The organism is Neiella holothuriorum, from assembly GCF_019457915.1.
GTDB classification, from domain to species: Bacteria; Pseudomonadota; Gammaproteobacteria; order Enterobacterales; family Neiellaceae; genus Neiella; species Neiella holothuriorum.
On sequence record NZ_JAHZSS010000002.1, the window covers coordinates 67,424 to 90,783 of the forward strand.

Genomic DNA, 23,360 nt, shown 5'->3' on the forward strand with positions numbered 1-23,360 from the left:
GGAGCAAGCTATGGCTATGACGGTACACCTCGATGTGGTTAGCGCTGAAAGCGAAATTTTCAGTGGCCGCGTTGAGAGCCTGCAAGTTGCTGGTAGTGAAGGTGAATTGGGAATTAATGCCGGTCACGCCCCACTACTAACACAGCTTAAGCCTGGCATGGTTCGCATTGTTAAGCAGCACGGCGAAGAGGAAGTTATGTACCTCTCCGGCGGAATGCTTGAGGTTCAACCAGGTAGCGTCACCGTTTTGGCTGATGTTGCTATTCGAGCCACTGACATTGATGCGGCCGAAGCGGCCGAAGCAAAACGTCGCGCAGAAGCGCAAATTGCCGATCAAAGTGCTGACTTTGATTACGCAAAAGCCGCGCAAGAGCTTTCAAAAGCAATTGCTCAGCTACGCGTGGTGGAATACACCAAGCAACGTTTTGGTTAATACCAGCTCAGGTATGAAAAAAGGCTCCTTCGGGAGCCTTTTTTGTATCTGTTGTCTGCTCATATTTAGTCTTGCCGTTCGTCCTGAGTTTGTCGAAGGATGAACAAACCAACCTCTACTGCTAAATTTGTCCATCCTAATCAGAACAACAAACACGAAACTAGCTTCTCCCCTCGCCTCCAAGTAGGATAAAAACCAGCTAATTCAAAAACAAAGCAAAGGCATCACCCATCATGACCAGCGCCAAAACTATCAAGCTGCCAATTACCAACGTCTACGCCAGTGGTGATTACACCGCCACATTCCACATTGGCAGCGAGAAAAGCCCGGTCAACTTGTTGCTCGACAGCGGCAGCTCTACCCTAGTGCTTGACCACCAGTCGTACCATGCCGCGCAAGACTCCTTGTTAGAGGCCACTACGCTGGCACAAGAAGTCACCTATGGCGTAGGTGGCTGGGACGGCCCGGTTATCAAAACTCAAGTAACCGTAGAGCACGCAGAAGACGCCATTACCTTACCCGAATGCCACGTAGCGCTTATCTCTAACAAAGAACAACACGCTACCTTTGGCAAAGGAAATGGCATTCTAGGTTTGGCCTATCGCCACCTCAACAAAAGCTATGACTTAGCCCACTACATTGAGCAACATCAAGTACAACCGCCCCACACTTACCCGTGGCCATTTGGTACCCCAGAATGTGTTGAGCTGGGCAATGCTCACTTCAATAGTGATGACTTAAAACAGTTCAAAAAATTCCTCTGGCAGCAGCCCGAGCAAGATCTAATCCCTTACTTTACTCAGATTGAAGAGCTCGGCCTTACTGCCAACAAATGGTCGTTTTACAGCAAGCGATCCAGCATTCATGTAACTTGCGAAAAAGCCGATGATGAAGCGCTAAAAGCCGATCCGCTCAACCAAGGCTATTTGGTACTCGGCGGGGGCGAAGAGCACTCAGAACTATATCAGGGCGACTTTAAAACCATTGATGTGATGCACGACTGCTACTACAACGTGGTACTGACCAAATTTCAGGTTGGTGATGGTGAACCAATAGCAGCGGCACCAATTGATAAAGCCCATGAGCACAACTACTTTACCAACGCCATTGTTGATACCGGCTGCTCAGTTTTGGCCCTAACCAATGACTTGTTCCAACATCTTGAGCAAAGCCTTAACGCCATTTCCGCAGAATTTGCTGAGCTGATAGCGCCGTTTAAAGACATGCAATTTATGGCAACAGGTATTGATGCCAGCAAGTTAGATTTAAGCAAATGGCCCGATCTACATTTTTACTTTGCCAGCGCCGAGCACGGTGATCAGCGGCTTACCTGCAAGCCAAGTGATTACTGGCAAATCAACAGCCCAACGCCGGGCAAAGCAGTGTTTAAAATAATTAGTCAGTTGCCGAATTGGCCCAACCAAAGCTTAATCGGCTTGCCGCTATTAAATGATTACTACGTGGTATTTGATCGTGCCGAGCATGAGCTAGGTGTGATTCGTTTTGCTCAACAAAAATGACCGAAGCTGTTTATGACTAACGAATTAGCGAGCGAGCGCTTGCGTCTAATCCCACTAGATGAGTCGCATCTGAATGTGTTTCAGCAGCTCTACGGTAATGACAAAGTGATGCGAAACATTGCCCCTCCGTTGGATGAGGAAGGGTGTGACAAGCTATTTAATAAAACCTTGCAAGCTTGTCAGTCGGGTAAAATCATTACCTGGGTGATTATTGAAAAATCATCGCAAAACTCTATTGGCATCATCGGTTTGTATCAAATTTGTGCTGCAAAAAAGCAAGCCCATATCGGCCTAATGTTACTTCCCAGCGCCAACGGCCGACTATATCCGGAGGAAGTGATGGCTGCAGTAATGGATTATGGTTTCGGTAAATTAAGTCTCAAAGCTATTGATGCGGAATTTAAAATCAGCAACTTGGCTACCAAGCGTTTTCTCAAAAAATTAGGTTTTGTTGAGCAGGAAGCAGCTCAGAAGGAAAAGGGTGAATCCTCAATGCAGTGCTACCAAATGAACGAATCCAAGTGGTAGATCCGGCAAGTGACTAATTAATGGTCAAATATACTTTGCCAGTTGTCATTATCTTGTTAAGTTAACGCAGTTAAAATACGGAGAGCACACCATGTCAGGCAGTCTTGTTTGTGTTGGTATTGGTATGAAGCTTGGGGCCCACATTAGCCCTATTAGTCGCAGTCATATTGAACAGGCCGATGTGGTTTTTTCAGGCGTATCCGACGGCATTGTAGAGCTTTGGCTAAAAGAAATGCATCCAGATGTGCGCAGCTTGCAGATGTATTACGCCGAAGGGAAAAATCGCAATATCACCTATAACGAAATGGTTGAAGCCATGTTAGCGGAAGTGAGAGCTGGCAAAAATGTAGTTGGCGCTTTTTACGGTCACCCTGGCGTGTTTGCCTTAGCCCCACACAAATCTATTCAGCAAGCCAAGTTAGAAGGTTTCGAGGCTTATATGGAGCCGGGAATTTCAGCTGAAGATTGCTTAGTGGCGGATTTAGGAATCGATCCGGGTAAGTTTGGTTGCCAGCAATACGAAGCCAGCCAGTTTATGTTTTATAAACGCAGACTTGATCCATCGGCTTATTTGATTTTGTGGCAAATTGGCGTGGCTGGTGACAAAACACTTGGCAAATTTAATTCCGACAAAAACAAGCTTGCTCTGTTGGTTGGCTTGCTAGCCAATGACTACCCAAGCGATCATCAAGTGATTTTGTATGAAGCGGCTGTGCTGCCTATTGATATGGTTCGAGCAGAGCACATTGCGCTGGCTGACTTGCCAAATGCCGAACTCCACCAACACACCACCTTGGTGATTCCGCCGGCAAAGCCAATGGAGAAAAATCAGCAATTACTTGAGCAAATTAGACGCTTAGATGAGCAAGCTCAATTAGCACCATGCTCGGCTTAGCAACCATTTTTATAACCCGTGTTGATAGATGATTAACACGACTTTTTGTAGAGGGAAACTTATGTCAGCTGTTATTGAACTGCTCGAAAAAATGGGCGCCGACTCTTCATTAAACAATGCCGAAGCCTTTGATGCGGCCATTGCGCAATCAGAATTATCTGTCGAGCTTAAAAATGCCTTAGTTAATAAAAATGTAACGGCGCTTGAGCGCCAATTGGATGTATGCCCAGATACTGTTTGTATGCTAATACCTGCAGAGGATGATGATGGCAGCGAAGAAAGTGACGCGAAAGAAGAATAAATGCTGAAACAATACATCTTTTGTTTTTGCATGTTTTTTATATTCAGCGGAGTAGGTTACTCCGCTGAACAGACTGACTCGTCTCAACTTATTGATGAAGCGGTCAGTTTACGCTCATCAAGCAAGGGCAGGCTTACAGAAATCGTTCAGGTACTCAAATCTAGAGATTTATCCCGAGAAGAGCAGGAGTACCTTACTTACCTTGAAGGCTACTTGTTAGCAGCCCAGGGTAGCTTCAAAAACTCAGGTAAAGTTATTGAGGGGCTACTGGAAACCTCAGTTGTTGCTGAGGTTCGGGTTTTATCGACAACTCTTTTAGTCAATGTGAATGCGGCTCAAGGTAACTGGTCGAAAGGTTTGGCATCCACTCAAGTGCTGACCTTGCATATGCAAGAGCTGAATAAAAGCTCGAACCTTTACCAAAATGCCCTTGCTGTAAAAGGCGTTTTTTACAACCAAATCGAGCAATTTGAGCTTGGTTTGGCCTCAGCATTGGAGTTGTTTTCTATCGCTAGTGGCGATAGGCAGACCTGCGCTGCGGCTAACTTGATTATTGAGTCCTCTAACCGGTTAAACAAACCTCTTCCCGATTCAACTATTCCGGCTAGCGCTTTCGAAGCATGCCAATCATACAAAGTACTCGAAGCTTTTACTGCTACTTACATGGCTGAACGCCACTTACTCGAATCAAAACATTCGGACGTGATAGCTTTACTCGAATCCAGAGTAACTTTTTTTAACCAAACAAAGTATCCACCACTTATTCTCAATGGTTTCTATGCCTTGGCGAAGGCTTATTGGCAACAAGGGCTGGTAGCTAAAGCAGAGCAGCTACTAGAGCAGCTCTTAGCAATGGACGTTGCCAACTCCAATAAAGCTAAATTGGCAGACGTCTTATTACTATTGGCCAAGATTCGTTACTCCCAAGGTCAATTGGGTAACGCCTTCGAACTGATGCAACGTCACGTAAAGCTTCGTGAACAATACCTTAATGACGTAACGGCAAAGCGTTTAGCATTCCAGTTAGCGCAGCAACATAGCATTGAAAAAGATAATGAAATTAAGCTACTTGCTGCCAATAAACTGTTGCTTGCGGCAGAGACTGAAAATAATCGATTGCTTATTTTATTGTTATCTTTGGTGTTAATTCTGCTTTGCCTTTACGTTTTCCGCTCGCACCGCAATCAACAACGTTTGCGCCAGCTTGCCGAATTTGATGCCTTAACTGGTGTTCATAACCGTGGTCACTTTACCCAACTAGCCAAAAGTGCTCTGCAATTTTCTCAAGACAGCAAGAAGTCAGTGGCTGTAGTGCTATTTGACCTCGATTTATTTAAGAAAGTAAATGATACCTATGGCCACGCCTGTGGTGACTGGGTGTTAAAACAGGTTGCTGGCGTATGTCAGGAATTAACCCGTAAAAACGATGTGTTTGCTCGGGTTGGCGGAGAAGAATTCTGCTTCTTGCTACTTGGCTGCGACAGCCATACAGCATTAGACGTTGCTGAAAAATGCCGCCGTGCTATTTACGGCATTGACACCAAAAAGTCCGGTTTTGATTTTAAAGTCAGCGGCAGTTTTGGCGTGAGTGACAATCAACTCTCAGGTTACAATTTAGACCGCATTTTGGCTGATGCCGACGAAGCCCTGTATTGTGCTAAGTCCAGCGGTCGCAATACAGTTTATCTTTATGATCCGGGCGCTGAACAAACCGCCCTACTCCGCCCAGACGGCTCACTTGTTAGTTAAATTACTATTTGAACGTTAGTGTCTAAGCTCTCGAAACATGAACACTTTCTTATGCCGACTCACCTCGACCACTCCGCTAGAGCCACTGTGTGAACGAGGAGGTGGTTGTTCTTTTGTTTGCGACACCTTGGTGATTTCTTCAACTTATCTAATTAGTCTGACTGTTGGATTTTTGGCAAGCGCCAAGAAAACCTCGTAGTTTGTATGCAATTTGTTCCTTTCCCTTAGTTTTGTTGGTAGTTTGTACAGAATGGCAGGGCAACATGGTTAATGCCCTGAGCGGTAGAATTTACGATAAGACTCATTGAATGGTGCGATTTTTTAGCTACATCTGCATAGGTTGGTTGGTGCTTTGTAGCGGCGTAAAAGCCGAGGAGCAAATACCAACAAATGAGCTTATCGCACAAGGCTTACAAGTTCGCTCCGAAGATCCCGCTCGCATGGCGATAGTCATTACCGAGCTTGAAGCCCGCTCTCTTTCCTCAACTGAAACGTATTACCTCACGTTTTTCCAAGGCTACTCCGAAGCATTACAAGGTAACTTTGACGGCGCAGAAGTCACTTTAGAACCATTGTTCGAGCAGCCCATTCCCCATGACTTGAAGGTGTTGGTAACCAACACGCTTGTAAACGTGTACAGCGCTAGAGGTAATTGGTTAAAGGGACTGGAAACAATAGATGTACTCACCCAGCTGATTGCTGGCGCTGAGAAAACGTCTGAAGATTATCAAAATGCTTTAGCTGTAAAGGCTATTTTCTATAACCAAATTGAGCAATATAAGCTGGGCTTAACTCATGCTACAGAGTTGTTTGGCTTGGCTGACAATACCCGCCGGCGCTGTGTTGCAACCATTTTGATGATTGATGCGTTGAACAAGCTAAATCTTCCACTTTCACCAAATACCTTATTAACTGACTCCAAAGCTGAGTGTAGTGGTTTCCCGATGCTGTCAGCTTTTGCAACAGCTGTGCGGGCTGAGCGTCACTTGGTTGATGGGGCCTTAGATATGGTGGTGGCGATACTCCAACCAAAAATAGCTGAATTTGAAGCTGCTGACTACCCGCCATTGATTATTGATGCCAACTACGTGTTAGCTAATGCCTACTGGCAATTAGAACAAAAAAATCAAGCAGTTGCCTTGCTTAGCCGCTTAACCGATTTTGATATTGTGGATGTGAATAAAGCACGTTTGTCGAGTGCTTATCAGTTACTTGCGGATATTCGCCGCGCCGAGGGCGACTTGAATGCTGCCATTGAGTTAATGGACAAACACGCAGAGCTGCGCCATAGCTACTTGAATAATGTCACATCCAAGCTGATGGCTTACCAACTGGCACAGCAGCAAATCACCGAAAAAGAAAATGAGATTATGCTGCTTAGCAGCCAGAACGAGTTGCTGGAAACCAAAGAAAAATTACTTGCTGCAAATGTTGAAAATGACCGCCTGTTTATTTCGCTGCTGTGTTTTGCCTTGTTGGTGCTTTGCATGTTTATGTATCGAACCCGCCGCAATCACACACGCTTAAAGCAGTTGGCGGAATACGATGCACTAACCGGAGTATTTAACCGAGGTCACTTTACGCAATTGGCCGGTACGGCGTTGGAGTACGCTCAGGACAGTAAGCAAGCTGTGAGTATGGTGCTGTTCGACTTGGATTTGTTCAAAAAAATAAATGACACTTATGGTCATGCCTGCGGTGATTGGGCGCTGAAACAGGTAGCGGAAGCTTGCCAACAAGTGGCGCGCCACAATGATGTGTTTGCCCGTATTGGCGGCGAAGAATTTTGTATTCTGCTGTTAGGTTGTGACTGCGATGTGGCCATGGATGTGGCAGAGAAGTGTCGTGTTGCCATTGAGCAGATCGACACCAAACCGTCGGGTTACAATTTTACTATTCGCGCGAGTTTTGGCGTGAGTGATAACCAACTATCGGGCTATAAACTAGGCCGAATGTTAGCCGATGCCGATGAAGCCTTGTATTGCGCTAAGTCGAGCGGCCGTAATACGGTTTCTCTTTACGATCCGGGCGCAGAAGAAACCGCTCTACTCCGCCCAGACGGCTCGCCTGTTACTTAAACTAGCTGGTTATTGTCGCTACTCTTTTCTTTTTTCAAGTTACCCGTGCATGCTTCGAAAGCCTCAGTACGAACTGAATTAGACTTCTTCCTTCGATATCTCAGTACAAACGGAATGATGCGTTCGCCCAGAGCTTGTCGAAGGGTGGCTCTCGAACAGGGCTAGCGAGCTAGCCAGCCGCCATCAACGGCCATGGTGTGGCCATGCATGTAATCGGATGCCGCCGAGGCAAGAAACACCACAGGGCCTGCTAAGTCGGCCGGTTGACCCCAACGTTCGGCCGGAATGCGCGCTAGAATCTCTTGGTTGCGTTGAACGTCTGCTTGCAGCGCGGCGGTATTATTTGTGGCCATATAACCGGGCGCAATGGCGTTCACGTTAATGTTGTATTTTGCCCATTCGTTGGCCAGTGCGCGAGTTAGGCCCAGTACACCACTTTTAGAGGCGGTGTAGGACGGAACCCGAATGCCACCTTGAAACGACAGCATGGAGGCGATGTTGATGATTTTTCCCTTGCTGTGTTGACCAATCCAGTGCTTCGCGGCGGCTTGCGAAAGCAGAAATAGTGATTTGATATTCACGTCCATCACGGCATCCCAATCGGCTTCGGTAAAATCAACCGCATCGGCGCGGCGAATAATACCTGCGTTGTTCACTAAAATATTGAGCTGACCAAACGCTTCTACCGCTTCTGATACCAGTTTGGCCATATCATTCACCTGTGCCAGATCCGCATGAATCACATGGCAACGCTGACCGGCCTGTTCTATAGCGGTTACCGTTTCTTTGGGATCAGAAACTCCTATCGCAACGATGTTGCAACCAGCTTGCGCCAAGGCTATGGCCATTGCCTGCCCCAAGCCTGTGCTGCAACCGGTCACCATGGCGACTTGGCCACTCAAATCAAATAGTTGTTGGGACATGGTGGTACCTATTTAAGCCAAACATCCGATAAAAGGCAGTATGCCGAAGATGCTGATAAAGGCATATGACTTGATACGACTATTGCAGATTTGGCTAGAAACAATCAGGCCGAGCATATTGCTCGGCCTGTCATCATGTTACGAGAGCTGTGCTTAATGGTGGTGGTGGCTGCTCTGCGCTGGTGGAGCTAGCAGCGGCTGGCGTAGATTCGTTTCGGTAAACACCAGCGCTGCTTTGTGGCTGTCGAGCTTTACGTCCACCGTGTTGATCTGGTGGTCAAATTTACCCATCAACAAGCCGTTATGAAGTTGCGCTTCCATCAGCGTTTTCACGTTGCCTTGATATTCCTGATAAACCCACACGTAATGGTCGTCTACCTCAACACCAACCCAGCTTAAAGGGAGGTCTTTTTTATTGCTATCAAGCAGCGCAAAGTAACGGTTCCAGTAGCTTTGTAACCATTGTTGATGATCATTGCTGTCGCTGATTTCCACGGCTTTGTTTTGCTCGGCGGCTAGCAACGCGCTGACATCGGCGGCAAATGCACGGTGCACAATCTCCACCGTACCTGAATTTTCATTCTGACTAATGGTGGTGCGAATGGCGTGGTAAGTGTGCGCCGATACGGCACTACACCCCACTAGCAGCAATAAGGTTGCTGCTAGTGCCCGTTTAAACAATTGTGGCATGTGCACTTACTTGCCTTCTGTTTCTGTTGCTTCGTCGTCGCTATCACCTTTGAGTTCGGCTTGCGCTTCCTTCATCAGATTTTTGCGTTTTTTCGCCTTATACAGCTCTAAACGCGACGGTAAAATTTGGCGTGGGAAGTGATTGTTAGCCAGATCGACGTCGGCGGTTTGCCAATGTGGATCTAACGTCACGCTCGCCAGCTTTTTGTCCCGCCATAGCAACTTGGAGGTTTTCTTTGGGTTTGAACGCCAGATCTCTGCAGGGATATGAACCAGCTCTGAGCTGCCGTCTTGGTAGTCCAACTGCAAGATTAATGGCATCACCAAACCGCCAATGTTGGAAAAATCGACGACGTAAGCAAAGCCGTGGCTGTTGCGTACTTCTTCTTCCCAATCTTCAAATTTCTTTTTGGCTTTGGTGTATTTGTTGATGTCGGTATTCGTGACAGTGAACTCATCGTTGTCGTTGTAGAAGTCTTTTAGCTCTGGGAACTGCTCAACGCGACGCTCCATCCCTTCATTGCGAATGACGGTAATAGAGGTTGGTTCGGCTTCGTGTTGTGCACGTTTGAATGGCTGCTCAACTTCTGGGATAAGTGTGTCAGGCGACATGACACGTACACTGTCGATGCTGATATCAACGTGATCGGTGCTGTAGAACCAGCCGCGCCAGAACCAGTCCAAATCAACCGCTGAGGCATCTTCAATGGTGCGGAAAAAGTCTGCTGGCATTGGGCGCTTAAACTTCCAACGCTTGCCGTATTCGCGGAATGCGTGGTCAAACAGCTCACGGCCCATAATGGTTTCGCGCAGGATGTTAAGCGCGGTAGCAGGCTTGCCATAGGCATTGTTACCGAACTGCAGGATACTTTCTGAGTTGGTCATGATGGGGACTTGGTTTGGCGATGCCATGTAATCAATGATTTTGCGTGGCTCACCGCGGCGGCTCGGGTAGTTTTCTTCCCAAGCTTGCTCGGCCAAGAATTGTAGATAGGTGTTTAACCCTTCGTCCATCCAAGTCCACTGGCGTTCGTCGGAGTTCACGATCATTGGGAAGTAAATGTGTCCAATTTCGTGAATGATCACCGAAATTAGTCCGTATTTGGTACGGCGTGAATAAGTCCGCTTGGTGCGATCATCTTCTTCAATTTCTGGCCGTGGGCCATTGAAGGTGATCATTGGGTATTCCATACCACCTACTGGGCCGTTTACCGAAATGGCAACCGGATACGGGTAGTCAAAGGCGTACTTGTTGTATTGCTCAATGGTGTGAACAATTGACTGAGTGGAATAGGTTGGCCATAGCGGCAAGCCTTCTTCTGGATAGTAAGACATAGCCCAAACGTCTTGCTCGCCACTTTTAACCGTCATTGCATCCCAAAGGAATTTACGCGATGACGCCCACGCAAAGTCACGCACGTTGTCGGCTTTGAAGATCCAAGTTTTGCGGTCGGTTGCTTTGGTTTTCTCGTTCGCCAGCGCTTCTTGCTCGGTCACAATCATTACTTGTGTGTTGGCGCCTTGCGCTTCGGCTAAGCGCGTTTTTTGCGCGGCGGTTAGCACGTCGTCTGCATTTTGCAGCTCACCGGTAGAAGCCACAATGTGGTCGGCCGGTACGTTGATTTCTACCGTGTAGTCACCAAATTCCAGTGCGAATTCACCGCGACCCAAGAACTGCTTGTTCTGCCAGCCGTTGACGTCATCGTAAACCGCCATGCGAGGGAACCACTGGGCAACTTCGTACAGGTAGTTGCCATCGCGCTCAAAGTATTCGTAGCCACCGCGGCCACCGTGTTTTTTGGCTTCCACAATGTTGTGTGCCCAACCGATTTGCAATTGGGTTTGATCACCCGGCTGCAGTGCGGCAGGTAAGTCGATACGCATCATGGTTTTGTTGATGATGTGAGGCAGTGAGTTACCAGCGCCGTCGGCAACTTGGGTAATGGTGTAGCCGCCTTCAAATTCTTGACGAGCAACACGGCCTCGGAAATCTTTTAGTGAGATTTTGTCACCAGCGTCACGCGGTTTAACTTCATAGCGCGTTACCCCTGGCATCGCTACGTTATAATCGGAATCAGAACGAAAGCGATTTTGATCAAGCTGCACCCACAGATAACTTAAGGTATCTGGACTATTGTTGGTGTAGGTGATGCGCTCTTGGCCTTCAATGCGCTGCTTATCATCGTCTAATTTGACCTGAATATGATAGTCAGCTTGTTGCTGCCAGTAGGCATGACCTGGAGCGCCTGAACCAGTGCGATAGCTGTTGGGGGTTGGTAGAATTTCTTCTAACTGACGGAATTTATCTTCCGGCTGATTTTTGGGCCACTCTTTGGCCGATGTGGGAGCGCTTACAAGCACGAAGAGCATGCTTGCTAGCAAAACAGATAATTTTTTCACGAGCTCTTACCCTGACAATGTGTAAATGATAGAACGGACTCTAACGGACCGTTTTTAATTATTTGTATACAATATTCGAGCAAACATATTACAGACTCGCTGTATTTATGTCAGCCTGGGGTCTGTGCTCAGCTGGCTAAAAAGTGCACAATAGAGCCGTTTAGCCAGCTAACGACACACTTTTTAACAAAAAACAGCAGTGGCCTGACCATAAGTGGCAAAAGATTGAAGATGACAGACATTGAAGTAGGCGCATCACCGTTAGCGACATTTAACATGCTGATCGACAGCGTGATTGTTGTGCGCACCGATAGCCATATTGAGTTTGCCAACGAGGCAGCTCATAACATGTTTGGTTATCAAGCCGGTAAGTTGATGGGTATTGATGTCAAAGAGCTGATGCCAAAGTCTATTGCTGATCACCATGACAACATGATGCTGAATCATGGCAGCACAATTCGTAACGTTGGCCGCAACCGGCAGGTGTTAGCAAAGCGTCATGACGGTTCTTTGTTTCCCATCGAAATTGCAATTTCCAAGCAGCAGATTGAGCAACAACACATGTTTGTGGGGGTGATCCGCGACATGTCCGATCGGGTTGCGGCGGAAGCTCAGTCTCGTGAACGCATGCACATGCTGACCATGAGTGAACAAATGGCTGGTATTGGCTATTGGAGCGTTGATCTGATTAGCAATAAGGTGAGTTGGTCTGAGCAGGTTTACCGCATCCATGATGTTGACCCGCGTGATTACCAGCCAAGCCTTGATGATGCCGTTGATTTTTATCACCCTGACGACCGCGACAAAGTAAAAGCGTACATTGAAGAAGCGATTGCACAGCGCCAAAGTTTTGAGTTTGAGCTACGCATTATCAACAGCCGAGAAGAAGTGCGCTACGTGCGCAGTAAAGGTGATACCGAAGTTAACTCTGAAGGTGATCCAGTGGCTTTGTTCGGCGTGTTCCAAGATGTCACTGAATACAAGCTGGTGCAGCAACAGCTTGAGTTCCGCAATGAAGCATTACAGCAAACAACCCAACGGCTGCGCCATCAAGCGCACACCGACAACCTAACCGGCCTGAATAACCGCCGAGCGTTTTTTGCTGAGATGAAAGGCCTGTTGAAGTCGCTCGAATCAATGGACGGTGGTTTAGGCGTATTGATGCTCGATATCGATCATTTCAAGCATGTTAACGACACGTTTGGCCATGATGTTGGCGATAAGGTTTTGATGGAAGTTGCCGAGATCCTCGGGCTTAACACCCGTGGCCTGGATATGGTGGCACGGCTAGGTGGTGAAGAGTTTGTTGTGGTGTTACCCAACTCCAAGAGTCACCACATTGCGCCGATTGCCGAGCGTTATCGGGTGACCGTAGAAAACGGCATGCCAGAGAATCTGCCTGAATTGACGATCAGTATAGGCACCACCTTTGCCTCGGCTGAGCAGCTTGAAGCGCTGGAGGCTCTACCGGCTAATGAGCGGACTGAAATGTTACTCAAACATGCCGATGTAGCCTTGTATCGAGCCAAGAACGGTGGCCGTAACCAAGTACAGCACAACGAGTTAACGCTCTAGTATGTTAAGTCGCTGGGGTAAGTTAGTTTAAGTTACTGGTAATGTTTGCTAACGCCCTGATTTTGCAATAGCAAAACCATTTAAAGTTTGCATACTTGCCCCGATGCATTACCATTTTTCAGATATCCCATTCCCATCAGTTGCAAACTGAACAAACAAGGATTTTCCCATGGCTTTGAGTGTTGTCATTTTGGCTGCCGGCAAAGGCACCCGCATGCGCTCCCGTCTTCCTAAAGTACTGCACACCCTCGCCCACCAATCGCTAGTAGAGCATGTCATCGATGCTGCCAGTGAAGTTGGCGCAGAAAACATTCATTTGGTGTACGGCCATGGCGGCGATTTAGTTAAACAATCGCTGGCGGCTCGCGACTTACAATGGGCCGAGCAAGCGCAACAGTTGGGCACGGGCCATGCTGTTGATCAAGCTCTGCCAGCTATTAATAATGATGACAAAGTATTGATCCTGTATGGCGATGTACCGCTTACCAGTACAGAAACGCTTAACGCGCTGGTGGCTTCTCAGCCAGAAGGTGGCATTGGCTTATTGACGGTGAAACTGGCAAATCCAATGGGCTACGGCCGTATTATTCGTGATGACAGCAACCAAGTGGTTGGCATTATTGAACAAAAAGATGCGTCGCCAGAGCAGCTTGAAATTAATGAATGTAACACCGGTATTTTGTGCGCCGATGCTGCTAACTTAAAACGCTGGTTAAGCAACTTAGATAACAACAATGCCCAAGGCGAGTATTACCTCACGGACATTATTGCGATGGCTGCGTCAGAAGGCCGTAGTATTGTTGCGGCACACCCAGCCACCGAAGCGGAAGTTGAAGGTGTTAACGACAAAGTTCAGCTCGCCAGCTTAGAACGCGAATATCAGCGTTTACAGGCCGAACGCCTGATGCGTGCCGGCGCATTACTGCGCGATCCGGCTCGGATTGATGTGCGCGGTGAGCTGACCGTTGGCCAAGACGTTGAAATCGATGTGAACGTTGTTTTTGAAGGCAAAGTGACGTTGGCCGATGGCGTGAAAATTGGTGCCAATAGTGTGCTCACCAATTGTTCTGTTGGTGAAGATAGCGTGATTCGCCCGAACTCCATTATTGAATCTGCACAGGTTGGCGCTCAATGCACGGTAGGCCCTTTTGCGCGCCTGCGCCCAGGGGCTGTATTGGCCGATGATGCTCATGTTGGCAATTTTGTTGAAATGAAGAATACCTACTTGGGTAATGGCTCTAAAGCCAACCACCTGACTTACCTCGGTGATAGTGAAATAGGCAAAGGCGTTAACATTGGCGCTGGCACCATCACGTGCAACTACGATGGGGCGAATAAACACAAAACCGTGATTGAAGATGACGTGTTTGTAGGTTCAGACTCGCAGTTGGTGGCTCCGGTTACTATTGGCAAAGGGGCAACCGTCGGCGCTGGAACAACCGTTACCACTAACGTGAAAGCAGGTGAGTTAGTAATCACTAGGGCACGTGCTCGCAGCATTGAAAACTGGCAACGCCCAGTTAAAAAATAAACCGAGTGTTGGCATCGCCTTCTGTTCGTACTTTAAGAGCCTCGGTACGAACGGAGGCTTAAGCTAAGCCTAAATGAGGCTTAGATTTATGCACTTATTTATCAAAAGCGTTCGCCCAGAGCTTGTCGAAGGGTGAATGCTGGTGAGCTATATCCACTCATACTTCGTTACTTCAACCTAACCGTTACCTACTCTACTCCCAAAAAACCACCCGACTGATGCTGCCAAAGGCGAGCGTAAGTGCCGTTCTTGGCGAGCAATTCTTGGTGGCTGCCCTGCTCGATGATGCGGCCTTCATCGAGCACAATAAGACGATCAAGGGCGGCAATAGTCGACAAACGGTGAGCAATGGCAATCACTGTTTTGCCTGCCATTAATTCATTGAGGCTGCGCTGAATAGCCATTTCAACTTCTGAATCCAGCGCTGAAGTGGCTTCGTCCAACACCAGTACTGGCGCGTCTTTGAGTAGCACTCGAGCGATCGCAATCCGCTGGCGTTGGCCACCAGAAAGCTTAACTCCCCGCTCGCCAACCATGGCGTCGTAACCTGTGCGGCCATGGTTGTCGCTTAACGTAGCAATAAACTCATCGGCTTCTGCGCGCTGTGCTGCTTTGACCAAATCTTGTTCGCTGGCATCGGGGCGGCCAAACAAAATATTTTCGCGCACCGAGCGGTGCAGCAGCGAAGTATCTTGCGTGACCATGCCAATGTGTTGGCGCAAGCTGTCTTGTTGCACTGACTGAATCGGTTGATCATCGACACAAATTTTGCCGGAGGTTGGGTCATAAAAACGCAGTAGTAAGTTGACCAGTGTTGACTTACCCGCGCCTGAGCGGCCGACTAATCCAATTTTTTCGCCCGGCTGAATGGTCAAATTCAAATCGTTGAAAATGGTTTTTTCGCCGTAGCTAAAGTGGAGGTTTTTAAACTCGATTTTACCCGCCGAGACTTGCAGTGGTTTGGCGTCGGCTTGATCTTGTATGGATACTGGCTGCGACAGCGTATTGATGCCGTCTTGCACGGTACCAATGTTTTCAAACAACGAACTCACTTCCCACATGATCCACACCGACATCCCGTGTAGCCGTAGCGATAATGCCAACGCGACGGCAATAGCGCCGGTCGTAATGCTGCCAAGTGACCATAAATAAATGGCAACACCGGCAATAATTACCAACATGGAGTAGTTAATAAGTGCCACGGCAAAATCAAGGTGGGTGACCATGCGCATTTGCGGATACACGGTGGATAGAAACTGCCTCATGGTGCCCTTGGCATAATCCGATTCGCGCTGGGCATGGGAGAATAATTTAACCGTATGAATGTTGGTGTAGCTATCAACAACAGCGCCGGTCATGGTGGCGCGCGCGTCAGCTTGAGCGGCGCTAATACGTTTGAGTCGCGGCAGGAAATAGCGCAACACACAGATGTACGCCAGCAACCAAGCGAGTAACGGCAATGCTAAGCGAACATCGGCACTGGCTAATAAGCCCACCACGGAGAAGAAATAGACGGTGACGTACAGCAACACGTCCATCAATTTCATCACGGTTTCACGCACCGCCAGGGCGGTTTGCATCACCTTAGTAGAAAGCCTGCCAGCTAAATCATTCTGATAAAATTCAATGCTTTGTTGTAGTAAATAGTTGTGTGCAAGCCAGCGTATACGCATTGGATAATTACCCAGCAGCGTCTGGTGCTTAATGGCTGCGCCGGCAAACTCGATGAGCGGAATACCAATGGCAACCAAGGCACCCACGATCATTAAGGTCACACCATGATCAGCAATTAACTGCTGTGGCTCGGAGTTGGCTAGCCAATCAACTAACGCGCCAACTAAACCAAATAAGCTGGCTTCGATAATGGCGATGAACGTAGTGAACAGCCCCATAACGATAAGAAAGCGTCCGGCGCCACGGGTGTAAAATCGGCAAAATTGCCACAGGCCAGATGGTGGTGTTGTTGGCGCTTGCAGTGGAAAGGGCTCAATCAAACGCTCAAAAAATCGCAGCATGGGAAAACACCTGATGACAGACTCTCAGTCGAAACAAGTGCGTATGATATCAAAAGCAGCTCAAGGCAGGGTTGAAATCCGTGACCTAGCCCGTCATTGCTGTACAACTCGGTTTCACCAAACCATAAGCCTTGTATGATGATATGGCTGACCCCACCGCAGGCTCGATGGGCATGTCGTTCAGCTAGATTAATTACAAGGAATGCGAATCATGCGTCCCCATGGCCAATGGCATATCAATGTAACAGCGGAGCTTATTCATCTGACACTGCACGATGCGTTTAACTGTGAAGGTGTTGCGTTGCTCCGGCAGGAATTACGAACAAAACTGGCACAGGTCGACGTGTTACCTAAATTAGTGCTTACCGATATTCGTGATTCCGCGATTGTGATTCCCGATGCTTATCTTGATGTTGAAGAAATGCATAGCGCAATGGCTGCAATGGGCATCGAAAAGGTCGCGTACTGTTGTGCTAATAATTGGCGTTATGGCCGCTTTCTATTAGAGCCTCTTTGGCAACATGTTCCGCAAATTAAGCGCGACTACTTTAAAGACGAAGCGGCCGCCCTCGCATGGCTAGAACTGTCATCAACCCACCAGCAATCCGCTGGATAAAAAACATACTTTTTTGCTTGAGGTTTGAGCATTGCTCTGATTAAATACCGCAAGTTTCGATTTGAAAGGTTTTGTTTTGAAACGTAACACGCGACAGCGTCGACACCAGATTGTTCAGCAACTCAACCAAACCGGTGAAGTAAGTGTTGAGCAGCTAGCGAACCAGCACCAAACCAGCGAAGTAACAATCCGTAAAGATTTAGCTATGCTTGAATCCAGCGGTTTGTTGTTACGCCGCTATGGCGGTGCCGTTCCAATCCCGCAAGAGATTGTGACCGAACCATTAGAACAAAATGTTTCGAACCGAAAGGTTTTAGTGGCACGAGCCGCCGCTGCATTAATTGGTGAGCATCAGCGCATTATTATCGATAGCGGCACAACCACCAGCGCCATGATCCCGGAGCTTTCTAGCAAGCGCGGCTTAGTGGTGATGACCAACGCTATTCGAGTGGCCAATGCCTTGCGCGAACTTGAACACGAACCGACTTTATTAATGACAGGGGGAACTTGGGACCCCCAATCGGAGTCTTTTCAAGGAGCGGTGGCTGAACAAGTCTTGCGCGCCTATGATTTTGACTGGCTATTTATTGGCGCCGATGGCTTAGATTTATCGCGCGGCACCGTTACTTTCAATGAGTTAACGGGCTTGAGCCAGGTGATGGCCGACGTGGCACGACAGGTGGTTGTGGTGGCTGAGTCCAATAAAATTGGTCGCAAAATCCCGAATTTGGAATTGCCGTGGCAGCAAATCTCATATGTTGTCACGGACCAAGAAATAACGCCTGAACAAAAGGCAGCAATAGAACATCATGGGGTAACGGTATTGTGCGCCGACCTCAATTAATTTGTATTGAAAACGACTATCGGAGAATCACATGTGTGGCATTGTTGGTGCGGTAGCACAGCGAGATGTGGCAGAAATCCTATTGGCGGGTCTGCAAAAACTGGAATACCGCGGTTATGACTCAGCCGGTGTTGCTGTGGTTGATCAAGCGGGTAACCTGAAGCGAACGCGCAGTTTAGGCAAGGTTCAAAGCCTCATGGACTTAGTTGATGCTGAGCCATTAAGTGGCGGCACAGGCATTGCGCACACCCGTTGGGCTACTCACGGCGAGCCATCAGAACGCAATGCTCACCCCCATGTTTCACATGAAACGATTGCCGTAGTTCACAATGGCATCATTGAAAACCACGCTGAACTTCGCACCGAACTGCAAGCGCAAGGGTATGAGTTTTCTTCAGATACCGACACCGAAGTGATCGTTCACCTGATTCATCGTGAACTGAAAAACCACGATTCATTATTAGCCACTGTGCAAAAAGTGTCTGGGTTACTTGATGGTGCCTACGGCATGGTTGCCATTGATAAAGGTCAGCCCGATCGCATGGTGGTAGCGCGTTCAGGCAGCCCGCTGGTGATTGGCCACGGTTTAGGTGAAATGTTCGTTGCGTCCGATCAGTTGGCACTACTGCCCGTTACTCGCCGCTTCTCGTTCTTAGAAGAAGGTGATGTTGCTGAAATTACCCGCCGCACACTAACCGTACTTGATGTTGATGGTAAACCGGTTGAGCGCGCTGCGCGTGAATCAGAAGTCCGTCATGATGCGGCTGATAAAGGCGAATTCCGTCATTACATGATGAAGGAAATCTACGAGCAACCAACCGCAATTCAGCGCACACTCGATGGCCGCATCAGCGGCGGTAAAGTGGTCGATAAAGCCTTTGGCGAAGCGGCTGGCGTATTGCTCGAAAAAGTGGAACATGTACAAATTATTGCCTGCGGCACCAGCTATCACGCTGGCTTAACAGCGCGCTATTGGTTTGAAGAACATGCCGGTGTTTCGTGCAACGTAGAAATTGCCTCTGAGTACCGTTATCGCAAATCCTTCGTACGCCCTAACTCCTTGCTGGTCACCATCTCACAGTCGGGTGAAACCGCCGATACCCTCGCCGCCCTGCGGCTGGCTAAAGACCAAGGCTACATGAGCAGTTTAACCATTTGTAACGTGCCGGGTTCGTCGCTTGTTCGTGAATCAGACATGGCCTACATGATGGAAGCTGGTGCAGAAATTGGTGTGGCTTCAACCAAGGCATTTACGGTGCAATTGGTTGGCTTATTGCTACTGGTCGCGGCGATTGGGCGTAACAAAACACCGCAAGGTGAAGCAAACGAAACCGCCATTGTCAGTGCCTTACAAGCGTTGCCGGCCAAGCTCGAACAGTCATTATCGCTCGACAGCAATATTGAAGAGTTGGCCGAAGAGTTTACCGACAAAAACCACAGCTTGTTCCTTGGCCGTGGTGATCAGTCACCCATTGCTATGGAAGGGGCGCTCAAGCTTAAAGAGATCTCCTACATTCACGCTGAAGCTTATGCGGCAGGTGAGTTGAAACATGGTCCATTGGCACTAATCGATGCTGAAATGCCAGTTATCGTAGTGGCACCTAACAATGAGCTGCTTGAGAAACTCAAATCGAATGTGGAAGAAGTGCGCGCTCGTGGCGGCATCATGTATGTGTTTGCCGACAAAGACGCTGGCTTTGAAAGTGATGACACCATGCGCGTGATTCAAGTGCCGCACTGTGATGTGTTGGTGGCGCCAATCGTCTACACCGTGCCGCTGCAATTATTGAGTTATCACGTGGCGGTCATTAAAGGCACCGACGTGGATCAGCCTCGTAACTTAGCCAAATCAGTGACTGTGGAATAAGCAGGGTTAGCACTCGGTTTCTATTATTGTTCGAGCTAAATAATGTTGGAAACTAAACGGGTCACCTTTATTGCCAAGTCGCTCACGTAACGCGTATGTGGCTTGGCAAGCCTGATTTTGACGAATAGCCCACTTCTTCGGAGGTGGGCTTTTTTGTTGAATATAAACACAACTAACAGGCGCTTTGTTATCACTCAATCACCACTGTTAGGCCATGTCTTTGGCTGAACATCGAATTAGGCGTCAGGCTCTAAGCAATGGTCGCTAACTTGGACTAACCTTGATGTTTCGAGTGACCGTCTGGGAGAGTGTTGATATGCGTATAGTCTGCATTGTACTGATAGCTTTTAGCTTAATAGCTTGCGGAACGACAGACAGTGAGCTGACTTCAAAAGGCGCGTCGCATGATTATATTTTGGGCTTTCATGATGGCCGCCACTCGGGGATTAAAGAAGCAGGAAATCATTGGGACCATTACGTTCGTGATGAACAAAAATTTTCCAACAATAAAGACTACCGTGATGGCTGGTTAGCCGGCGAAGCGGAGGGCAAGGAGCTGCAAAAGCAAGCTGTTACTGTTGGAGTCGCTGCCGCCGTCGCGTCTGAAGCTATATCGGTGAAGGGTGAAATGGTGGACTTGGATAAAGTCGCCCAAGAAGCTGCGAAAAAGTAAGTCATACTCGTTCTCTAACATGCCTGAGTCGCGCCAGATGGGCAGGCTTGATCAAGGGCTTTTTTTTATTGCCTAGCGGTGAGCATGGTTTCTTGAAATAGATCGCCCATGGCACCAACCCCCTTCCCGTTAAGCCTTTTCTGCTCATTACGACAATTTGATACAAAACTATCGTCAGCTTGAGTTTTGGACTCGGTATACTGGATCTTTAACCTATTTGAAACATTAGCGGTATTGGAAAATCCCAGATAGGAGTGGTGCGAGGTGCAAAACCGACACATCTTAGTGGTGGATGATAATCAAGATATTCGCGACTTAATTGGCCGCCATTTGAAGTGGGCTAATTATCGCGTGACCCTAGCTGAAGATGCTGAGCAAGCGCGCGTTGCGCTCAAAAATTCGGCTATTGATTTAGTGGTGTTAGATATCATGATGCCGGGCGAAGACGGCCTTAGCCTGTGCCGTTATCTCTCGGAAAATAGCCAGACGCCAGTATTACTGTTGAGTGCGTTGGCAGAAGGGACTGATCGCATCACTGGATTGGAAGTTGGTGCTGATGACTACCTTACTAAACCCTTTGAGCCGAAAGAGTTATTAGCCCGCGTTAACGCCATCCTTCGCCGTACCTTTGCTCCACCGCCAGAGCAGCAACAGAGCCTGCAGGCGATGTTGTATCAGTTTGCCAAATGGCAGCTCAATAGCGATCAGAAAACATTACTTCATGACGATGGGTTGTCGGTGCCGTTATCTACCAGTGAATACCGCATGTTACTGGCTTTTTTACAGCGGCCAAGAGTGATCTTAAGCCGTGACCAATTGCTCGATCTAACCCAAGGTCGTGCGGCCAAGGCATTTGATCGTAGCATTGATAATTGCATTAGCCGGTTGCGCCGCAAAATTGAACATGACCCCAAAAATCCAGAGCTTATCTGCACCCAATGGGGCGGTGGCTATAGCTTTAATGCTGATGTGAAGGAACAGCCACAATGCTAACGTTACTCGTTCAGCCTTGGCGTAAAATGCGGGTTCAGACTCAGCTGATTTTACTGTTGGTTTTTGCTGCTGTGGTGGCGCAGGTGATTAACGTCAGCACGCAGCTCAGAATTCGTGACAACATGCTCAATCAGCAGCGTATTGATGTGAGTTTTGAGCGTATTACAACTGCAGCTGACTTTATGAGCCGTTTGCCTGCCGATCAGCGCCAAACATATTTAAGTTCGCTCAACCTTGGGCGCGAGCGTTATGTGTTGGCGAGCGAACCCTTTGTTGAACGACAGTATACCCAACCAGAACAAGCGCAAGAGCTGCGGGTGGCACTTGACGGACTGCCTCACCGGCCCGATGAGATTCGCCTGTTTGTGGGGGCTGTTGCTAACCTGGCAATGTGTAAAGGGCAAGGTGGGTTGCCTGATATTTTGGTGCCACCGCTAGGCCACTACACGCAGTCGAGCCACCCTTGTTACTCAGAAGTCATTGCTAGTATCGAGCTGCCCCATATTGGCTGGCTGAACCTTAGCCTGAACTTGTATGGCGCGTCCCCTACTTCTCAGTGGTACTACTGGTTTACCGACTTGTTGACCTTGTTGGTGAGTATTGGCGTGATCATTTATGCCTCGCGCTCATTACTGCGACCTATTCGTAGGTTACAGCGGGCGGTGCAACGCAGTGGTCATAATCTGACGCCTACGCTGGTGGAAGAACAAGGCGCGGCTGATATTCGAGAGCTGATTAAAGAATATAACCAAATGCAGTTGCGGATTAGTCGTTTTGTAACCAATCGAACGCAATTGCTCGCGGCCATTTCTCACGATTTACGAACGCCAATTACATCCATGCGATTGCGGTTAGACTTTTTGCCGGACAGTGACGATAAAACCAAGCTGATAGAGAATCTCGATACACTGAAAGCTACCGCTGATGACAGCTTGAACTTTGTTCGTGAGACCAATTCCGATGAAGATTTCGTAGCGCTCGATCTCCATGCGCTGGTGGATGCTTGTTGTGACGATTTAGCCGAAACAGGTTTGCCTGTCGAACACATTGAGCTGGCAGATCCGCCGAGCAAAGCGGTAATCAAAGGCCAGCAGCACGCCCTCAAGCGAGCGCTCGATAACCTGATCCAAAATGCGATCAATTATGGCCAGCAAGCACAGGTTTCCATTACCGAAACGCGCTCAAGTTACCGGATTAACGTGCTCGATAACGGCGCGGGTATTCCGCCCGATCAATACGAGCGAGTGCTAGAGCCTTTCGTGCGGCTTGAATCCTCCCGCAACAGCAACACCGGTGGCTCTGGTTTGGGCCTGGCGATTGTTCGCAGCATTACCGATGACCATGCAGGCCAGTTACATTTTAGTCATTCTGAAGAAGGATTTATGGTCACCATAGAGTTACCCAAAAAAATCGGATAACCCCACCTTAAAAACTTTTAAAACAACCGCTTAGGATTTTTTCTTGGCGGTTTTTTGTTGCTTCTATTCAAAAGTTTTTTGTCGCGTGTTAACACGGTGTTGCGACAAATGAATACAAAGTTTGCCTCTAAATTAGCCAGCTCTGGTGATAGTTTTAATGACAACAAAAGGCGTTAAAGCGCGCAGCTGTATTGGCCGCGTTATTAACCCACTAATCCCCTTTCATTGATGCTGCTGTGATTGCGAATGAGTTGGGGACTTGAGTCTAGCGTGATGTTGCGTTGGACGAATGCGAACTATAAAACTCTCTG

19 protein-coding genes are annotated in these 23,360 nt (G+C 48.2%); 15 read left to right on the forward strand and 4 right to left on the reverse strand.

Translation table 11 applies throughout. The annotated features are described in order from the left end of the window. Positions 1 to 10: 10 nt before the first annotated feature. From K0504_RS02150 to K0504_RS02180, 7 genes are all read left to right on the forward strand, one after another. Positions 11 to 433 (forward strand): F0F1 ATP synthase subunit epsilon, encoded by a 423-nt coding sequence (locus K0504_RS02150; protein WP_220102511.1) that lies wholly within the window; start codon positions 11 to 13, stop codon positions 431 to 433. Positions 434 to 666: 233 nt separating this feature from the next. After that, complete coding sequence (locus K0504_RS02155; RefSeq protein WP_220102512.1) at positions 667 to 1,953, forward strand: pepsin-like aspartic protease; 1,287 nt, start codon at positions 667 to 669, stop codon at positions 1,951 to 1,953. Between the two features lie 12 nt (positions 1,954 to 1,965). Further along, on the forward strand, positions 1,966 to 2,481 hold the full coding sequence (locus K0504_RS02160) for a GNAT family N-acetyltransferase (protein WP_220102513.1): 516 nt from the start codon (positions 1,966 to 1,968) through the stop codon (positions 2,479 to 2,481). Positions 2,482 to 2,572: 91 nt separating this feature from the next. Beyond that, the gene (locus tag K0504_RS02165) at positions 2,573 to 3,376 is read left to right on the forward strand and encodes an SAM-dependent methyltransferase (RefSeq protein ID WP_220102514.1); all 804 of its coding nucleotides are present in this window, start codon (positions 2,573 to 2,575) and stop codon (positions 3,374 to 3,376) included. A gap of 61 nt (positions 3,377 to 3,437) precedes the next feature. Next, on the forward strand, positions 3,438 to 3,677 hold the full coding sequence (locus K0504_RS02170; protein WP_220102515.1) for a hypothetical protein: 240 nt from the start codon (positions 3,438 to 3,440) through the stop codon (positions 3,675 to 3,677). Further along, complete coding sequence (locus K0504_RS02175) at positions 3,678 to 5,426, forward strand: sensor domain-containing diguanylate cyclase (protein WP_220102516.1); 1,749 nt, start codon at positions 3,678 to 3,680, stop codon at positions 5,424 to 5,426. Between the two features lie 308 nt (positions 5,427 to 5,734). Further along, positions 5,735 to 7,504 carry a sensor domain-containing diguanylate cyclase gene (locus tag K0504_RS02180; RefSeq protein ID WP_220102517.1) on the forward strand — a complete coding sequence of 590 codons (1,770 nt, stop codon included), beginning with the start codon at positions 5,735 to 5,737 and terminating at the stop codon, positions 7,502 to 7,504. A 161-nt stretch (positions 7,505 to 7,665) separates the two neighbouring features. Here K0504_RS02180 and kduD read toward each other — a convergent pair whose 3' ends face one another. The 3 genes from kduD to K0504_RS02195 form a co-directional block, all read right to left on the reverse strand. Then, positions 7,666 to 8,427, reverse strand: a complete 762-nt coding sequence (gene kduD / locus K0504_RS02185; RefSeq protein WP_220102518.1) for a 2-dehydro-3-deoxy-D-gluconate 5-dehydrogenase KduD — start codon at positions 8,425 to 8,427, stop codon at positions 7,666 to 7,668. 153 nt (positions 8,428 to 8,580) lie between these two features. After that, entirely contained in the window at positions 8,581 to 9,117 is a 537-nt protein-coding gene (locus K0504_RS02190; protein WP_220102519.1) for a DUF6702 family protein, read from the reverse strand. 6 nt (positions 9,118 to 9,123) lie between these two features. Then, on the reverse strand, positions 9,124 to 11,487 hold the full coding sequence (locus K0504_RS02195; RefSeq protein WP_220102766.1) for a M1 family metallopeptidase: 2,364 nt from the start codon (positions 11,485 to 11,487) through the stop codon (positions 9,124 to 9,126). Positions 11,488 to 11,748: 261 nt separating this feature from the next. Here K0504_RS02195 and K0504_RS02200 point away from each other — a divergent pair, with 261 nt between their 5' ends. Together K0504_RS02200 and glmU are read left to right on the forward strand one after the other, a co-directional pair. Then, on the forward strand, positions 11,749 to 13,092 hold the full coding sequence (locus K0504_RS02200; RefSeq protein ID WP_220102520.1) for a sensor domain-containing diguanylate cyclase: 1,344 nt from the start codon (positions 11,749 to 11,751) through the stop codon (positions 13,090 to 13,092). 169 nt (positions 13,093 to 13,261) lie between these two features. Then, a complete protein-coding gene (gene glmU, locus K0504_RS02205; protein WP_220102521.1) occupies positions 13,262 to 14,623 on the forward strand; it encodes a bifunctional UDP-N-acetylglucosamine diphosphorylase/glucosamine-1-phosphate N-acetyltransferase GlmU in 1,362 nt (453 codons plus the stop codon). 188 nt (positions 14,624 to 14,811) lie between these two features. Here the strand turns inward: glmU and K0504_RS02210 are convergent, their stop codons facing one another. Beyond that, positions 14,812 to 16,638 (reverse strand): ABC transporter ATP-binding protein, encoded by a 1,827-nt coding sequence (locus tag K0504_RS02210; protein ID WP_220102522.1) that lies wholly within the window; start codon positions 16,636 to 16,638, stop codon positions 14,812 to 14,814. A gap of 211 nt (positions 16,639 to 16,849) precedes the next feature. On the opposite strand from K0504_RS02210, the gene K0504_RS02215 reads away from it, so the two are divergent. The 6 genes from K0504_RS02215 to K0504_RS02240 all read left to right on the forward strand — a co-directional run bounded on the left by K0504_RS02215 (position 16,850) and on the right by K0504_RS02240 (position 23,049). Next, positions 16,850 to 17,254 (forward strand): hypothetical protein, encoded by a 405-nt coding sequence (locus K0504_RS02215; RefSeq protein ID WP_220102523.1) that lies wholly within the window; start codon positions 16,850 to 16,852, stop codon positions 17,252 to 17,254. A 76-nt stretch (positions 17,255 to 17,330) separates the two neighbouring features. Next, positions 17,331 to 18,098 (forward strand): DeoR/GlpR family DNA-binding transcription regulator, encoded by a 768-nt coding sequence (locus K0504_RS02220; RefSeq protein ID WP_225917919.1) that lies wholly within the window; start codon positions 17,331 to 17,333, stop codon positions 18,096 to 18,098. A 31-nt stretch (positions 18,099 to 18,129) separates the two neighbouring features. Continuing rightward, on the forward strand, positions 18,130 to 19,965 hold the full coding sequence (glmS, locus tag K0504_RS02225; protein WP_220102525.1) for a glutamine--fructose-6-phosphate transaminase (isomerizing): 1,836 nt from the start codon (positions 18,130 to 18,132) through the stop codon (positions 19,963 to 19,965). A gap of 283 nt (positions 19,966 to 20,248) precedes the next feature. Beyond that, positions 20,249 to 20,638, forward strand: coding sequence for a hypothetical protein (locus tag K0504_RS02230; RefSeq protein WP_220102526.1), 390 nt, complete (start codon positions 20,249 to 20,251; stop codon positions 20,636 to 20,638). Positions 20,639 to 20,902: 264 nt separating this feature from the next. Continuing rightward, positions 20,903 to 21,631, forward strand: coding sequence for a response regulator (locus tag K0504_RS18535; RefSeq protein ID WP_220102527.1), 729 nt, complete (start codon positions 20,903 to 20,905; stop codon positions 21,629 to 21,631). Next, the gene (locus tag K0504_RS02240; protein ID WP_220102528.1) at positions 21,625 to 23,049 is read left to right on the forward strand and encodes an ATP-binding protein; all 1,425 of its coding nucleotides are present in this window, start codon (positions 21,625 to 21,627) and stop codon (positions 23,047 to 23,049) included. Before K0504_RS18535 ends, K0504_RS02240 begins: the two co-directional genes overlap by 7 nt. The last annotated feature ends 311 nt before the right edge of the window (positions 23,050 to 23,360 follow it).

Bases quoted from the DNA above. Each gene is read 5' to 3' on its own strand.
- K0504_RS02165 (WP_220102514.1), top strand. From the start codon at position 2,573: ATGTCAGGCAGTCTTGTTTGTGTTGGTATTGGTATGAAGCTTGGGGCC.
- K0504_RS02155 (WP_220102512.1), top strand. From the start codon at position 667: ATGACCAGCGCCAAAACTATCAAGCTGCCAATTACCAACGTCTACGCC.
- K0504_RS02230 (WP_220102526.1), top strand. From the start codon at position 20,249: ATGTTTCGAGTGACCGTCTGGGAGAGTGTTGATATGCGTATAGTCTGC.
- K0504_RS02160 (WP_220102513.1), top strand. From the start codon at position 1,966: ATGACTAACGAATTAGCGAGCGAGCGCTTGCGTCTAATCCCACTAGAT.
- kduD (WP_220102518.1), bottom strand. From the start codon at position 8,427: ATGTCCCAACAACTATTTGATTTGAGTGGCCAAGTCGCCATGGTGACC.
- K0504_RS02175 (WP_220102516.1), top strand. From the start codon at position 3,678: ATGCTGAAACAATACATCTTTTGTTTTTGCATGTTTTTTATATTCAGC.
- K0504_RS02240 (WP_220102528.1), top strand. From the start codon at position 21,625: ATGCTAACGTTACTCGTTCAGCCTTGGCGTAAAATGCGGGTTCAGACT.
- glmU (WP_220102521.1), top strand. From the start codon at position 13,262: ATGGCTTTGAGTGTTGTCATTTTGGCTGCCGGCAAAGGCACCCGCATG.
- K0504_RS02150 (WP_220102511.1), top strand. From the start codon at position 11: ATGGCTATGACGGTACACCTCGATGTGGTTAGCGCTGAAAGCGAAATT.
- K0504_RS02195 (WP_220102766.1), bottom strand. From the start codon at position 11,487: ATGCTCTTCGTGCTTGTAAGCGCTCCCACATCGGCCAAAGAGTGGCCC.
- K0504_RS02210 (WP_220102522.1), bottom strand. From the start codon at position 16,638: ATGCTGCGATTTTTTGAGCGTTTGATTGAGCCCTTTCCACTGCAAGCG.
- K0504_RS02215 (WP_220102523.1), top strand. From the start codon at position 16,850: ATGCGTCCCCATGGCCAATGGCATATCAATGTAACAGCGGAGCTTATT.
- K0504_RS02170 (WP_220102515.1), top strand. From the start codon at position 3,438: ATGTCAGCTGTTATTGAACTGCTCGAAAAAATGGGCGCCGACTCTTCA.
- K0504_RS02190 (WP_220102519.1), bottom strand. From the start codon at position 9,117: ATGCCACAATTGTTTAAACGGGCACTAGCAGCAACCTTATTGCTGCTA.
- K0504_RS02200 (WP_220102520.1), top strand. From the start codon at position 11,749: ATGACAGACATTGAAGTAGGCGCATCACCGTTAGCGACATTTAACATG.
- K0504_RS02180 (WP_220102517.1), top strand. From the start codon at position 5,735: ATGGTGCGATTTTTTAGCTACATCTGCATAGGTTGGTTGGTGCTTTGT.
- glmS (WP_220102525.1), top strand. From the start codon at position 18,130: ATGTGTGGCATTGTTGGTGCGGTAGCACAGCGAGATGTGGCAGAAATC.